This is a genomic window from Streptomyces nitrosporeus (assembly GCF_008704555.1).
GTDB classification, from domain to species: domain Bacteria; phylum Actinomycetota; class Actinomycetes; order Streptomycetales; family Streptomycetaceae; genus Streptomyces; species Streptomyces nitrosporeus.
In genome coordinates this window covers 3481635-3494983 of the sequence record NZ_CP023702.1, presented here as the reverse complement: position 1 = coordinate 3494983, position 13349 = coordinate 3481635, and the positions used below count along the sequence as shown (strand labels likewise).

Here is a 13349-nt window from a genome sequence, read left to right as displayed (position 1 = left end):
TCTTGTCCCTCGGTGGTGTCCGGGCGGTACGGGGTGCGGGTCCGGGAGGACCGGACGAAGGCGGTGCCGCGCGGACACGGGCCGGCGGAGGACACCGCCGTCGTGCCCGCCGGCCGCGCCTTCCCGCACCGGGCGGCCGGTTTCCGGCGGTTACGGCACCTCGCCACGCAGCAGCGCCCGCGCGAACGGCTCCCCGGTGGCCTCGGCGTACGCCATCCGCTCCTTCACCTCGCGCAGCGAGCGGGGCCGGTAACCGGGGCCGCCGCAGCAGCTCTTGTGGAAACGGATCCCCGCGTGCAGCAGGACGGAAAGGGTGCGCCACGCGGCCGTGTCCCGCCGTCGAGGCGTCGCGAAGGCCGAGCCGACGTGGATCAGCGCCCCCGCGCATCGCGGGCAGACGTGGTCCGGACGGCGCGGATCGCTGTCGTACGCCTTCTTGTACGAAGCGCGGCACGGCAGGCAGACGTACGAGGTTTTACCGGCAGGCATGTACGGCAGGTTAGCGAGAGCCCCACACCCGATCGAGTGATTTCTTCCCGGCCCGTCCGTCTGCCCCGGCCCGTCCGTCCTGTCCGCCTTCCCGGCCCGTCCGTCTGCCCCGCCGCCCCCTCCCGCCCCACCTCCGCCCGGCCCTCCCGCCCGTCCCTTTTGCCCGTCAACGCGCGCGCCGCAGCCGCCGGAGGCTCCTCCATGGCCCACGCGCCGGCCGCCGGACCCGCTGCCGTCCGCCCGGCCGGCGGCCGGGCACCTCGCGCCTCCGTTCCCGGAGGCCGTCGGGTGAGGTCAGCGGGGCCCGGCGGTCCGCCTGGGCCTGGATCTCGTGGTGCGCCTCGTGCGCGGTGACCCGGAATGCCTCGTCGTACGCCGCCAGGGCCGCGGTGACCCCCGCCCCCGCCGAGCCGCGGCGGCGGACATGGACGGCCAGCCAGGTGAAGAGGCCCATGACCGCGCCGAGCGCGCCCACGAGCACCAGCAGCGGCAGCGCGTCACCCATGCACCGGACTGTACGGGGGCAGGGTCCGGCCGGACAGACCCCGGCCGGAGTCTTGCCGGAACCTGTCCGGCGACGCCCCGCCGACCGGGCGGAGGCGGCCCGGGGAACGGCTCCCGGATTGGAGCGTACGTTCGTACACTTCAGGGGGTAGAGTCGGACGCATGCCGACGGACTACTTCGCGGGAGACCCGCGTACCAACCTCGAACGCATGGCGGCCGGGGACCTCTACATCGCCGACGACCCGGAGATCGAAGCCCGCCAGCAGCGGGCGGTGCGTCTGGCCGCGCGGTACCAGGCCGCTTACACCGAGGACGCGCGCTCCGCCGCCGGGGTGCTCGCCGAACTCCTCGGCTCGGTCGCCGACGAGGTGCACGTACGGCCGCCGCTGTACGTCGACTACGGCAGCAACATCACCATCGGGGCCCGCACCTTCGTCAACTACAACCTCACCGCGCTGGACGTCGCCGCGATCACCATCGGCGAGGACTGCCAGATCGGCCCGAACGTCCAGCTCCTCACCCCGACGCACCCCCTGGAGCCGCAGCCCCGGCGCGACAAGCTGGAGGCGGCGAGCCCCATCGTGATCGGGAACAACGTCTGGCTCGGCGGCGGTGTCATCGTCTGCCCCGGCGTGACGATCGGGGACAACAGCGTGATCGGCGCCGGTTCGGTGGTCACCAAGGACGTGCCCGCCGGTGTCGTCGCCGTGGGCAATCCGGCCCGCCCGATCCGCAGCCTCTGAGGGGCGATGGCCACCGGGCACGCGGATCCGCAGCGCCGCGAGCGCATCCTCGCGGCGACGCTGGACCACATCGCCGAGGAGGGCGTCGCGGGGGTCTCCCACCGCAAGATCGCCGCCCGCGCCTCCGTACCCCTCGGTTCGATGACGTACCACTTCGAAGGCATCGACGACCTGTTGCGGCAGGCCTTCACACGGTTCGCCGACCATATCGTGGCCGTGTTCGAGGAGTACCTGGAGCCGGTGGGGAGCCCCGAAGAGGCGCGTGAGGCCGTCACCGACCTCGTCCACACCCTGTCCGAAGGGCCCCGCCGCGACCTGGTCCTGACCCAGGAGCTGTACACCCTCGCCGCCCGCCGGCCCGAGTACCAGGAACTCACCCAGACGTGGATGCGCCGCAGCAGGCATCTGCTGGAGCGGTACTTCGACCCGGACACCGCCCGCCAGCTCGACGCGCTCATCGAGGGCCTCACCCTGCACCGCGCCCTCGATAACGGAGCGCCCCACGGCCGTGATCTCACCAGCCGGGCGGTCCACCGCATCACGGCCGCCACGCCGTGACAGCGGCCCCCTGACCGCCCGCGGGGGCGCGGACCTGACACCGCGCCCCCGCGGGCACCCGGCCTGGGACAAGTGGCTCCGGCCCGGGGCAAGTGGCTCCCGGGGCGAGCTCTCTCCGGGCAAGTCCTCTCCCGGGCAAGCCCTTATCGGGGCAAGCCCTCTTCGGGGCGGAGCCTGAGGCTTCCACGGCGGATCTCAGCCCGCCCGGTCCTCGGGCCCGGTGCACTCCGGGAACAGATCCGGGTGCTTCATGGCCAACGCGTGGCACAGCGCTTCCCTGGTCGGGTCGGTGACCTCCCACGAATGCCCGGAGGGATGGCCCGCGAACAGCCCGCACACCTCCTCCTCACCGGAAGACGCGTTCTCCGGGCACCACGGCCGGGGCACGAGCCGGACACGGCGTTCGTTCCACCGGGCCCAGGCGGCCAGGTCGTTCGTGTCGTCGTCCCACAGCATCTGGGCGTGGTCGCCCTCATGGCCTTCGCCGAGCTCGCAGAGGACGTGCGCCGGTTCGGCGTTCGCGAGCAGATCCGCCAGATGGGCGGGAGGGCTGATCAAGGTCATGGCGGTGCACTGGTCCATGGCGGCGGCTCTTCTCGGGGAGGGCCCGGCCGGTGCCGGCCGGCGGAGAAACGCGGGGCAGGGGCGGAGGATTGGCGCTGGGATGGGGGTGACGCCCAGGAGCCGTCAACCCCTCGGTGCCGCAAGAGGGTGATCTGCGCGGGGGCTGGGACGGAGACGGGACCTCAGAGCAGTTCCCCGCGGCTCCGGGCATTCGCCCGAGCGGTCTCCGCGCGCATCCGCTCCGCCGCGTCGACCGGGCGTACGAGAGCAGGCTCGGCCCCCCACTCGGGCCCGCCACGGACGGGCCGCAACGACCAGTAGGGGCCTGCGGTCCCTCGGAACTCACCCACCCGGTCATCGTTCCCGGTGTCCACGACGAGCGTGCCGAGGGCCGGAAGGGGCGGGGGCTCCCGCCAGTTCGAGGCACCGTTCTCAGAGAGCACGGACAGCTCCTCTCCGTAGTCATTCCGCTACTGAGGGGGTTCAGCGTGGCCTAGAGTCGAGACCTCTTCAACTAGCTGAAACCGAAGGAAGGCAGCTGGTTTCGTGGTCAATCGCAAGGAGTTGAACCCGGCGTCGAGTCCGAGGGCGGCGTACGGGGCCCGTATCCGGCAGGTCCGGGAAGGCTTTGGGTGGAGCCAGGAGGACTTGGCGGGAAAGTTGACGTATTCCAGCCAACACGTTTCGGCCGTGGAAACCTGTAGGAAACCGCCGACTCTTCGTTTCTCGCGTGAGCTCGACCAGGCCATCGGTACCGCCGGGACGCCTGAGTCCTTCGAGCGCGAATGGCGCGAGATGCGGCACGGGGTGCTTCTGGAGGGCTTCCCGGAGTACGTGGGACATGAAAGCCGGGCGGTGGAGATCCGCCTGTACGAAGTAGGTGTCATCCCTGGCCTCCTGCAGACACCTGACTATGCGGCAACGCTGGAAGCCGATGCGGTCCGGAGAGAGGCGATCACTCAAGAACAGGCTGACGAGCGGGTTGAGTTGGTGGCCAAGAGACAGGCGGCTCTCCTGAAGTCACCGTCTCCTCTGATCATCGCGGTACTCGACGAGAGCTGCGTTCGCAGACCGATGGGGTCCCCCGCAGTCATGGACGAGCAGTTCGCGCGGCTCATCGAGTTCGCCGAGCGCCCTCACACAGTTCTACAGATCGCGCCGTTCTCGATGGGCGAGCGTAGGCCCTTCAGCTTGCCTGTCACCATCCTCACCCTGTCCGACCGCTCTCTCATGTCGTACGCGGAGTCCTCCCAGCAGGGCCACCTGGAACGTGAAAGTGCTTTCGTGGTGCCCATATTGGCGGCCTACCATCAACTTCAGGCTGAATCGCTATCCCAGGCGGCATCCGTTGCCATGGTCCAAGAGCTACGAAAGGGCAACTCGTGACGACTGCATCCCCCCGTTGGTTCACGTCCTCCTACAGCGGCAACGGCGGCCAGTGCATCGAGGTCGCCGCGAACCTCATCACCTCGCATGGCCTTGTTCCCGTCCGCGATTCCAAGAACCCGAACGGCCCGGTCATGGAGGTCCCGGTTCCGGCGTTCGTCTCCTTCGTCGAGGGCGTCAAGGCCGGTGACTTCAGCACCGTCTGACCGGGGTACAGGCCGACGGAAGCGGCCCTGCCGTCCAGTGGGCGGTGAGGCCGCGCGGCGGTGGGCGTGGGAGGCGGGCCCGCATGCTGGAGTCCCGGCCTTCGGTGCGACAAGTCCCGCCGGGGGCGGAGGTGGTGGACTGTGCGGATGGGGATCCTGACTTCCCGTGCCCTGCGGGCGCTGGAGCGGTTCAACTCCGCCTACCCCTGGGATCACAACGCCCACTACCACCGGTGGATACTGCGGCAGCTGCCGAGGCGCTTCGGCCGGGCCCTGGACGTGGGCTCGGGCAGCGGTGACCTCGCCAGGCTGCTGGCCGGCCGCGCCGCGGCGGTGAAGGGGATCGACGCCGATCCGGTGATCACCGCGCGGGCCCGGGAGCTGACCCCGGCCGGACTTCCGGTGACCTTCACCGTGGCGGACGCCACAGCGGATTTCCCGGACGAGACCTACGACGTCATCACCTGCGTCGCCACGGTCCACCACCTGCCGTTCACCTCGTCGCTCACCCGCTTCCGCCGCCATCTGGCGCCGGGCGGGACCCTGGTGATCGTCGGCCTGGCACGTCCCAGGACCCCTGTGGACCACTTCCTCGGAGCCGTCGCCGTACCGGCCAACGCGGCTGTGGGCTGGCTGAAGAACAAGGGCCGCCGCTCGCCCCGGCCCGTCTCCATGACGGCCCCCACCCGCCCGGAGGACATGTCCTACGACGACATCGTCCGTGAGGCCCGGGCGGTTCTCCCCGGTGCACGGATGCGGCGGCGGCTGTTCTGGCGTTACACGCTCGTGTGGCGGCAGGGCTGAGGATGTCCGGCATCCGGCAGGGCCATGGCTTCCGCAGGGTGCGTGGGGTCCTCGTACCGGTGGCGAGAGGGTCCCTCAGCCATCCAGCGGACACCTCCTGCCTTATCGGTGGGATACGCCTCGCTCTTCGCCCGGCTCGCCGTCGGTCCGGTCTCCTACCCTTGGGCCGGTGGGGACGGAGCAGGTGGTTTTCGAATCGGTCGGGTACTCGGCCGGGTGCCAGGAGTGCGGTGCGGAGTCGGAGTGCCGGGGCGTCCAGGCCCTGGTGGACGGCTCCTTGCGCTGGGACACGGAGACCACGTGCTCAGCCTGCGGGTTCGCGGTGGCCGCGTGCGGCGGCGACCTGCCTTCCGAGTGGAGGGAGAAGCTGCTCCTCGCCCATGGAGCGGCACGACTCCGGGTGGACCCGTCGGCGGGTGGCGTCGCGGTCATGCGCGTTCTGCGGGCCGGGCTCGGGCTCGGCCTGACCGAGGTCAGGTCCGTCCTGCGTGAGGTGGTGAGCGGGGCACACTCAGGGACGCTGCCCGAAATGGAGCTCTTGGCCCGTAAGTTGTGAGCGTCGGGAATCGACGCGGTGGCCGTCCGGCCGTAGCGGTCGCGAACCGGCCGGGGGAACAAGCGCATGCGGTTCTGCCGAGCCTGTGTTTCCGGTTTCCGTCCGCGTCGCCGGTACAGGCGGAGGTCCGGACGGTGCCGCGCCGGTGACTGTCTGCGAGGGCTGCGGGCGGTGCCGTATCGGCCGCCCCGTTACGGGAGAAGCTGCCCGCGCACCCACTCGGGATCGGGGTTGGTGTGCGGTCGGCCCGCCACGACGACGGTCGGCACGGTCTCGTTGCCGTCGTTGGCCGCCCTCACCGCTGCGGCCCCGGCCGGGTCGCGCCAGATGTCGACCCAGTGGAGCCGGCGGGCGTCGCGGCCCAGCCGGGTACGCAGCCGCAGACAGTAGACGCAGCCCGGCCGCCAGTAGACGACCGGTCTGCCGTCCACCGCACTGCGGCGCTGTGCCTCCAGCGCACCGGTCGGCCTGGGGAAGACCAGCGGCGAGTTCACACCGGCGAGCAGCACGAACAGCAGCAGGAGCGCCACGGCTTCACCAGGTTCACCCCGGGCGATCAGGCCGGCAGCGACGAGTGAGCCGGAAAGCGTGAACAGCACGGGCAGGATCCAGGGGCGCATCATGAGGACGCAGGCTACCGATGAGCAGAACTGATGAGCAGAACCGATGAGCGGAAACGGTTCGCGGACCTCTTCCACCTGACCGCGCGTTCACCGGGGCCGGGAGCAGAAACAGGGGCAGGGCAGTGACGGGAGCAGCACCTGGTCCGGACCGGGCCGGGTCAGGCTGTCAGGTTCTTCCGCATGAGTACGCACATCGTCTCGTGGCGGCGGATCGTCCCGTCGGGCCCTTCCTCGTCCCAGGCGTCCGGCGCACGGCCGTAAGCGGCGTAGCCCAGGCGCTCGTACAGGGCGCGGGCCCGGGGGTTGTCCTCCTCCACGCCGAGTTCGGCCCGGTGCAGTCCACGGTCCCGGATCCGCTGTTCGGCGGCTCGGACGAGCAGCGTCCCCAGGCCGCAGGACTGCAGGGCGGGGAGTACGGCGAGCTGCCACAGGGTCCCGGCCCCCTCACAGGCCCGGTAGTCGACGCCGCCGATCGCCACCGGCAGACCCGCGGGGGTGCATACGGCCAGGTAGTCCACCTCGCCCGCCGCGGCGCGTGCCAGTTCCCGCTCCACGTGGTGCAGATGGGTGGCCGAGCCGGACCAGGTGCACGCCGGCAGGTCCTCGGGCCGTAGGTCGCGCATGCTGACGTGCAGGGTGACGGTGGCGTCGGTGCGGTCGTCTTCGGTGGACACGCCCTGAAGCATGCGGTCTCGGGTGACGGCGCGGCAACACCTTTCTTCCCGGGCCGGTTCGGCCCGATCCGGCCCTTTGCCGGTCGCGACGGGGACGCGGAACCCTGAGTATCCGTACTCGTGCCGGCCGGTGGGGCCGCTGACAGGATGCGGGCCATGACGCATGGCAGAGGGGCGCTCACGGTTCTCCATCTCCTCCTGGTCTGGGCGGCGATGACGGTCACCGTGCCGGCGCTCGGCTTCGGGCTGCTTGCGGCGGCCTGGGGCGGCGGGGCCGGTGCGGCGGTGCCGCTGCTGGTCCTGGTGGTGCCGCTGGCGGTGGGTCTGCTGGCCACGACGGGCGTACCGGTGCGGACCGTGGTGCCGCTGTGCGGTACCGCGTGGCGGCGGTTCGGCTGGGCGGCCATGGTCTTCGTCCTCGGGACGCTCGGCGTCCTGGGCGGTCTGGCCGCCTACAGCGGAGGCGTCGGCCTGGGGAGCGCCGGTACCAGGATCGCGCTGACCGGGGTTCCGTACGCGGTGGCCGCGGCGTTCTTCGTACCGGGCCGGTGGGTGCGGCTGGGAGCGGCGGCCGTGCTGGCGGCCGGGGTGGTCCACGGGGGCTTCGCCGGCCCGGCACGGGCGGAACAGCACCGGCACGAGGCGGAGGCCGCCCGCTACCGGGAGCGGGAGGAGCTGCTGTACCTGGGGACCGCGCCGCCCGGGATGCGGGTGTCCCGGGCCACGGTCGGGCCCGGTTACTTCGGTGTCGAGTACCGCCCCGGCCGGGAGGGCGGATTCGCGTACGTGGGCCTCACCGTGCGCCCCCGGCTCACGCCGGAACTCCGGTGCCCCGAACCGGGGGAGGAGGGGATGACCTGCACGGTGGTCGCTCACGGCGAGATACGCATGGTCCGCGAACTCCCCGCCGGCGAGAGGTCCGTCACCCTCGTCCGCCGCCACCGGGACGTGGAGGCCGAGGTCACCAGCCAGACCCTGGACGAAGCCGGACTGCGCCGCCTGCTGGACACGCTGCGTCCGCTGTCGGACGCGGAGTTGGAGAGGCTGATGCGGGACAAGGTGATCGACCGCGGTTTCTGAGCCGGCCCGGCCCCCGCGAAGCGCCGCGGCCCCGGCCGCTCCGAGTCCGGTGGCGCCCTCTTTGCCACAGGCTCCGGGGCGACGGATGGCAGAGTTGGCGGTCATGAACTGTCTCTTCTGCCGGCTCATCCACGAGGACACCGCGCGATGGGTGGCCCAGGAGGCCGAGGCATGCGCCTTCCTCCCGCCGGACCAGCTCGCACCGGGGCACACGCTGGTGGTCCCCGCCCGTCATCACCCGGATGTGTTCGACATCCCGCCCGGCGCCCTGGCCGCGACGGTGGCGCTGGCGCAGCGCGTCGCGGCGGCGATGCGGACCGCCTTGGGCGCTACGGGCGTCAACATCCTGAGCGCCAGCGGCCCGGGGTCCGAGCAGTCCGTGCCCCATCTGCACTTCCACGTCGTCCCACGGTGGACGGGCGACGGGATCTCCACATGGCCGGCCGGCACCTCCCGCCATCGCCTCACCGGTGACCCGGGCGTCCTGCTGGCCGACGCGCTCGGCCGTGACAGGGAGCCCCGCCACGGCAGTTGATCCGGTGGCACGGTCCCGAGGGATGCCGGGCCGGCCCGGTTGGATACCCACATGACGGATCGGCCGAAGCGCAGGCACGCGTACGGCCCCGCGGGAGACACACCCGCTCTGCTGGACCGGATCGCGACGGAACCGGCTCCCGGGCACTGGACCGGCCTGTGGTCGGCGCTCTGCCATCAGGGCAGTGTGCACTCGGCCGGCGTCTCCACGATGCCGCTCTGGCCGATGGCCGGCACGAAGTCGCCGCCGCGTTGACCTGTGTCTTCGGGGACGCGATCTGCCCGGACTGTGAGGCCGGCTTCTCGGTGCCCGCCCGGATGAGCGCCGACTGGTCGTTCACGGGCCCGGATGCCGGAGGGTGATACGTGTGCCGGACGTCATGAAGGCCGCTGCCCGGCGAGGAAACACCGGACGTCGGCGGCCAGGGAGGACATCTGCTCGCCGCCCTCCAGCCAGGTGGTCACCGAGGCGCTCCAGCCGCCGGCCGCCTGCGGCCACGGCCGCAGGGACCAGGTCAGCCCGACGTAGCCGCCGGACCGGAAGACCGCCGTCACCGCCAGGTCTCCGTCGTCGGTCCGCCAGATCCGCTCGCCGTCCCATCCCCGGTAATCGGCGGCCAGTCCTTCCAGGAACGTGCTGAGACCACTGTCCCGGAGCCAGGCGACGATCTCGTCGACGCGAGCGGTCAGCCCCGGGGCCCGCAGTTCGACGGCATAGTGCACAAAGTCCGCGTCGAAGCCGGACCTGTCGCAGAACGTCACGCCGACGGAGGCGTTGTCCTGGCAGCGGACGGCCACGCCGGCCCTGTCGTCGGTGTCACTGTCCAGAAAGATCATGGACGGAACGCTAAGGGGTCTCCCGTGATCCCTGAAGAGCGCGACGACAGCCGTGGCACCTTGCGGAGTCGTCGGAGTATCCATGCGCCTCCATGCACCCCCATGTACATCCGTGTACACCCATGTGCATCCGTGTGCATCCGCTATGCGGACACTTCTCCGCCTCATGGCTTCGTCCGTGAGTCCGGCGGCAGTTGTCCACCGTCCCGGGAGGCGGTTGGATCGGGGCGGGGGCGAGGTTCACGAGAACGGGGGCACCTGATCCGGAGCCTCCTCCGGGTGCCGGTCGGAGAGTGCCGAGGGGGACGTCGTGGAGTGGTCGATGGCCTTGTCCGGGTTCGCCGCCGGGCTCCTGATATCCGTCGTCACCGCCCCCGTGGGCGTCTCCGGAGCGGTCTTCCTGCTGCCCGTCCAGGTCAGTGTGCTGGGTGTGCCCAGCCCGGCCGTGACACCCACGAACCTGCTCTACAACGTCGTGGCCGGCCCCGGTGCCCTCCTGCGCTACCGGCGGGCCGGGCAGCTCGGCGGACCGCTGACCCGGCTCCTGATCGCGGGCACCGTCCCCGGTGTCGTCGTCGGCGCCGTGATCCGCGTTTTCGCCGTTCCCGGCCCGCGCGTCTTCCGCCTTCTCGTAGCGGCGTTGCTCCTGCCGCTCGGGCTGTGGCTGTGGCTGCGGACCGTACGCCCCGCCCCGCCCCGCACCCGTGGCCGGCCTTCGCCTCGCGCGACGACGTCGCTGGCCCTGGCCGTCGGCGTGGTCGGCGGGATCTACGGAATCGGGGGCGGCTCGCTGCTCGGCCCGATCCTCGTCGGCCGCGGCGCACCGGTCGCCACCGTCGCACCCGCCGCGCTGGCCTCCACCTTCGTGACCTCCGTCGTCGGCGCGGCCACCTACGCGCTGCTCTCCCTCGCCACCACCGGCGACGTCACCCCCGACTGGCTGCTGGGCCTGTCCTGCGGCGCCGGCGGCCTCCTCGGCGGCTACCTCGGCGCACGACTCCAGCCGCACGTGCCCGAGACGGCCCTCCGGCTCCTGCTCGGCACCCTCGCCACCGCGGTCGGCGCGCTCTACGCGGTCCAGACCCTCCGCTGACCCCGCGGGCGGTCGGTGCCGACGAGTACGCGACCCGCGAGAGGCGTCACTGCGGGACTGCCCTGGCCGGTCGGCCCGTGGAACGGCCAGGGGCGGGGACGGTCCGCTGAGGCCGGGTCCCGTTCTCCACCGAAGGGGCACGGACGCGGCACCACGAGCGGTGCGGGTCGCGGGCCGGTGGCCTCTCCGGCCCCACCTGAGCGAGGCTGCGGGACGTGCGAGGAGGAGACCTCAAGCGGGCAGTCCCGTGTCGATGACGAAGCTGATCTCGATGGCCTGGCCGGGCAAGATCAGTTCGGTGACGCCCAGGACCGTGCTGGCCGGGCGGTGGTCGCCGAAGTACCCCAGGTTGCCCTGTGCCGTCGCCGCGGCGTTCTGCCGCAGGTCCACCACGTACAGGGTCTGCGAGACGATCTGGTTCCGGGTGGCGCCGTAGTGGTCCAGGACCTTGTCCATGTTGGCGTAGGTCCGCTTGAGCTGGGCGGCGAAGTCGCCCGCGTGGAGGAACTCGCCCGCCTCGTCGAACGAGAGCTGTCCGGAGACGTGGATCAGCCCGCCGGACTTGATCGCCTGTGAGTAGCCGAAGTCGCTCTCGGCCGGCACGTCGTAGCTGAAGGAATCAATGGTGGTCACGGTGCCCGGTCCTTCCGTTTTACTCTCTTGTGGTTACTCGGGAACTGTAGGAGAGTGGCGGCTGACCTGGAAGAACGCACTTTTCGGTGACTGGGGAACCTCATGGTGACCAAGCAGCTACTCAAGGGCCTGCCCGAGGGCGCCGACCTGCGGCGCGCGGACTCCCTGGCGCGGGAGATCTTCTCGGACGTCGCCAACAAGTGGGCGCTCCTGATCATCGAGGCGCTCGGCGAGCGCACCCTGCGCTTCGGCGAGCTGCGGGACGAGGTCGAGGGCATCAGCCACAAGATGCTCACCCAGAACCTGCGGATGCTGGAGCGCAACGGCCTGGTCGACCGGAAGGTGCACCCCACCGTGCCGCCGCGAGTCGAGTACACCCTCACCGGGCCGGGCCGGGCCCTGCGCGCCGCGGTCGACGCCATATGCGGCTGGACCCACCAGCATCTCGGTCACATCGAGCGTGCACGCGGCCGCTTCGGCGCCTGACGGGCACGCGGCGAGACCCTCGCGCGTCGCGCGGTTCCTTTGCCCGGTCCCATGTGACCGGGCTGCCGGCCCCTCCTGAGGGTTCCCGGAAGACTCCGCTCAGTCCGAGGTGTCGCGCCGAGCCTCCGGGGCCATCCGTACGGGGGTGGCGGCGACCAGCACCGCGGCGAACACGAGAGGAGCGGCCGTCTGGTACCCCATCCAGACTTCTCCCCCGGCACCGCTGCCCTGCCGCGCCATCAGGAGGCCGGCCAGGGCCGTCAGCACCCAGCCGCTGTCGTAGGCGATCATGAGCCGCGTGTAGGTGAGCATCGACCGGCTGCGCGTGTATCCGACCTCGACGCCACCGCCGATCAGCAGGGCCACGCCTGAAGCCGCCATCAGCCAGGCCGGCGTGCCGAGTAACCGGCCGAGCGGAGCGGCGCCGGCGATCCAGACGGCGGCGAGCAGCACCTTGAAGGCACCGTCGGCGACGGCGCCGACCATCCGGCGGGACATCCGTGACGCCACTTCCTGAGCCATGAGCATCCTCCTGGGCAGCTGCCCTGACCACTTCGATAATGAGATTACGGTAATATTCTCATTATGAGAATGTCGAGAGCGGAGGCCAAGGAGCGCAACCGCCGGGCCTTGCTGGACGCTGCGTTCCAGGTCGTTTCCCGGGACGGGCACCGGGCCAGGCTTGAGGAGATCGCCGAGCGTGCCGGCCTGACCACCGGTGCCGTCTACTCGCTGTTCGGAAGCAAGAACGGCCTGGTGGTCGCCCTGGTCGCCGACCATCTGCGGCCGCACTACGAGGAGATCGAGCAGGCCGTCCCCGCCGGGCTCGATCTGCTGGAAGCGGTCGACGCCTTCGCCCGGTTCTACCGGCGTAGTTGCGACGCCCCTGACGCGGTGTCCCGTCTGTCGCTTCAGATCACCTTGCTGGACATGGCGCTGCACGATCCCGGCCTGGGGGCCCGGCTCGCCGCGTCCGTCCGGTCGCAGGAGAGCCAACTGGCCGCGCTGTTCACCGGAAGGCCGCACGACGGGGGCGTTGTGACGGCGCGGCAGGCGCAACACCTGGCCACCGCCCTCAGGGCGTTGTTCGTCGGCCTCGGCCAGGGCATCCCTTTCGGTCTTGCCCCCGGCGCCGATGAGCAGTACTTCGCCGATGCGGCCCGCGCCCTGGCGTCCGGGATGGCCCTTGCCGATCGCGGCATGGATGCTTCGTGACGGCCGGTCGAGGCGGGGCGTCCCGGGTTCACCGCCGTGAATCGGATCTGCGACGGCTTCCGCCGGGCCGGCAAAGCCGTCGTGGAGCCGGGGGCGTGCTCCCTCACCTCGCTGACCAGGCGTGATGACCGGGAAAAGTGGAGTGGACCGCTGCCTCGCGTCGAACGGGACGGCGCACCGGAGGCCCGGGGCGGGGTGAGGTGTGCGACCGGATGCCTCGCGAGGGCCGGGGGCGCCTCGGCCGTACGGAGACGGGACGCCTTCGGTGGGGCGGGGTGGCGCGGGCGTGCCCGGTCGGCCGAAACGAGCAGACACTTTTGCAAGCGCCTGCTTGCAAAAGTTAGCGGGGATGGTGCACCATCG

Annotated in this window: 21 protein-coding genes; 12 read left to right on the top strand and 9 right to left on the bottom strand. The window is 71.3% G+C overall.

Features of this window, described 5'->3' with window-relative positions:
• Positions 1 to 150: 150 nt before the first annotated feature.
• Positions 151 to 489, bottom strand: a complete 339-nt coding sequence (locus CP967_RS15485) for a deoxyxylulose-5-phosphate synthase (protein WP_150488548.1) — start codon at positions 487 to 489, stop codon at positions 151 to 153.
• Between the two features lie 166 nt (positions 490 to 655).
• Positions 656 to 994, bottom strand: coding sequence for a hypothetical protein (locus CP967_RS15480; protein WP_150488547.1), 339 nt, complete (start codon positions 992 to 994; stop codon positions 656 to 658).
• A gap of 161 nt (positions 995 to 1155) precedes the next feature.
• On the opposite strand from CP967_RS15480, the gene CP967_RS15475 reads away from it, so the two are divergent.
• Positions 1156 to 1737, top strand: a complete 582-nt coding sequence (locus CP967_RS15475) for a sugar O-acetyltransferase (protein ID WP_150488546.1) — start codon at positions 1156 to 1158, stop codon at positions 1735 to 1737.
• A gap of 6 nt (positions 1738 to 1743) precedes the next feature.
• Positions 1744 to 2295, top strand: coding sequence for a TetR/AcrR family transcriptional regulator (locus CP967_RS15470; RefSeq protein WP_150488545.1), 552 nt, complete (start codon positions 1744 to 1746; stop codon positions 2293 to 2295).
• 195 nt (positions 2296 to 2490) lie between these two features.
• Here the strand turns inward: CP967_RS15470 and CP967_RS15465 are convergent, their stop codons facing one another.
• Positions 2491 to 2877, bottom strand: coding sequence for a hypothetical protein (locus CP967_RS15465; RefSeq protein ID WP_150488544.1), 387 nt, complete (start codon positions 2875 to 2877; stop codon positions 2491 to 2493).
• A 164-nt stretch (positions 2878 to 3041) separates the two neighbouring features.
• Positions 3042 to 3302, bottom strand: coding sequence for a hypothetical protein (locus CP967_RS15460; protein WP_150488543.1), 261 nt, complete (start codon positions 3300 to 3302; stop codon positions 3042 to 3044).
• 103 nt (positions 3303 to 3405) lie between these two features.
• Between CP967_RS15460 and CP967_RS15455 the strand changes: the two genes are divergently transcribed.
• From CP967_RS15455 to CP967_RS15440, 4 genes are all read left to right on the top strand, one after another.
• Positions 3406 to 4245 carry a helix-turn-helix domain-containing protein gene (locus CP967_RS15455; RefSeq protein WP_150488542.1) on the top strand — a complete coding sequence of 280 codons (840 nt, stop codon included), beginning with the start codon at positions 3406 to 3408 and terminating at the stop codon, positions 4243 to 4245.
• Complete coding sequence (locus CP967_RS15450) at positions 4242 to 4451, top strand: DUF397 domain-containing protein (RefSeq protein ID WP_150488541.1); 210 nt, start codon at positions 4242 to 4244, stop codon at positions 4449 to 4451. The genes CP967_RS15455 and CP967_RS15450 overlap by 4 nt, the downstream gene beginning before the upstream one ends.
• A 147-nt stretch (positions 4452 to 4598) precedes the next feature.
• Positions 4599 to 5255, top strand: coding sequence for a class I SAM-dependent methyltransferase (locus CP967_RS15445; RefSeq protein ID WP_150488540.1), 657 nt, complete (start codon positions 4599 to 4601; stop codon positions 5253 to 5255).
• Between the two features lie 169 nt (positions 5256 to 5424).
• A complete protein-coding gene (locus tag CP967_RS15440; RefSeq protein WP_150488539.1) occupies positions 5425 to 5811 on the top strand; it encodes a hypothetical protein in 387 nt (128 codons plus the stop codon).
• Positions 5812 to 6002: 191 nt separating this feature from the next.
• On the opposite strand, the gene CP967_RS15435 is transcribed toward CP967_RS15440, so the two are convergent.
• Together CP967_RS15435 and CP967_RS15430 are read right to left on the bottom strand one after the other, a co-directional pair.
• Entirely contained in the window at positions 6003 to 6434 is a 432-nt protein-coding gene (locus CP967_RS15435; RefSeq protein WP_150488538.1) for a glutaredoxin domain-containing protein, read from the bottom strand.
• A gap of 158 nt (positions 6435 to 6592) precedes the next feature.
• Positions 6593 to 7120: a GNAT family N-acetyltransferase gene (locus tag CP967_RS15430; RefSeq protein ID WP_150488537.1), complete on the bottom strand. Its 528-nt coding sequence runs from the start codon at positions 7118 to 7120 to the stop codon at positions 6593 to 6595.
• Positions 7121 to 7264: 144 nt separating this feature from the next.
• On the opposite strand from CP967_RS15430, the gene CP967_RS15425 reads away from it, so the two are divergent.
• The 3 genes from CP967_RS15425 to CP967_RS15415 all read left to right on the top strand — a co-directional run bounded on the left by CP967_RS15425 (position 7265) and on the right by CP967_RS15415 (position 8978).
• Positions 7265 to 8188, top strand: coding sequence for a hypothetical protein (locus tag CP967_RS15425; protein WP_150488536.1), 924 nt, complete (start codon positions 7265 to 7267; stop codon positions 8186 to 8188).
• A gap of 103 nt (positions 8189 to 8291) precedes the next feature.
• Positions 8292 to 8723 (top strand): HIT family protein, encoded by a 432-nt coding sequence (locus tag CP967_RS15420; RefSeq protein WP_229888459.1) that lies wholly within the window; start codon positions 8292 to 8294, stop codon positions 8721 to 8723.
• 51 nt (positions 8724 to 8774) lie between these two features.
• Positions 8775 to 8978: a hypothetical protein gene (locus CP967_RS15415; RefSeq protein WP_150488534.1), complete on the top strand. Its 204-nt coding sequence runs from the start codon at positions 8775 to 8777 to the stop codon at positions 8976 to 8978.
• Positions 8979 to 9100: 122 nt separating this feature from the next.
• Here the strand turns inward: CP967_RS15415 and CP967_RS15410 are convergent, their stop codons facing one another.
• Positions 9101 to 9559 (bottom strand): DUF6228 family protein, encoded by a 459-nt coding sequence (locus CP967_RS15410; protein ID WP_167535385.1) that lies wholly within the window; start codon positions 9557 to 9559, stop codon positions 9101 to 9103.
• Positions 9560 to 9881: 322 nt separating this feature from the next.
• Between CP967_RS15410 and CP967_RS15405 the strand changes: the two genes are divergently transcribed.
• A complete protein-coding gene (locus CP967_RS15405) occupies positions 9882 to 10652 on the top strand; it encodes a TSUP family transporter (protein ID WP_373300399.1) in 771 nt (256 codons plus the stop codon).
• Positions 10653 to 10883: 231 nt separating this feature from the next.
• On the opposite strand, the gene CP967_RS15400 is transcribed toward CP967_RS15405, so the two are convergent.
• A complete protein-coding gene (locus CP967_RS15400; protein WP_150488532.1) occupies positions 10884 to 11285 on the bottom strand; it encodes a RidA family protein in 402 nt (133 codons plus the stop codon).
• 102 nt (positions 11286 to 11387) lie between these two features.
• Here CP967_RS15400 and CP967_RS15395 point away from each other — a divergent pair, with 102 nt between their 5' ends.
• A complete protein-coding gene (locus CP967_RS15395; protein WP_150488531.1) occupies positions 11388 to 11771 on the top strand; it encodes a winged helix-turn-helix transcriptional regulator in 384 nt (127 codons plus the stop codon).
• Positions 11772 to 11870: 99 nt separating this feature from the next.
• Here the strand turns inward: CP967_RS15395 and CP967_RS15390 are convergent, their stop codons facing one another.
• Complete coding sequence (locus CP967_RS15390; protein WP_150491868.1) at positions 11871 to 12269, bottom strand: hypothetical protein; 399 nt, start codon at positions 12267 to 12269, stop codon at positions 11871 to 11873.
• 93 nt (positions 12270 to 12362) lie between these two features.
• Between CP967_RS15390 and CP967_RS15385 the strand changes: the two genes are divergently transcribed.
• On the top strand, positions 12363 to 12986 hold the full coding sequence (locus CP967_RS15385) for a TetR/AcrR family transcriptional regulator (RefSeq protein WP_150491867.1): 624 nt from the start codon (positions 12363 to 12365) through the stop codon (positions 12984 to 12986).
• Positions 12987 to 13349 lie beyond the last annotated feature (363 nt).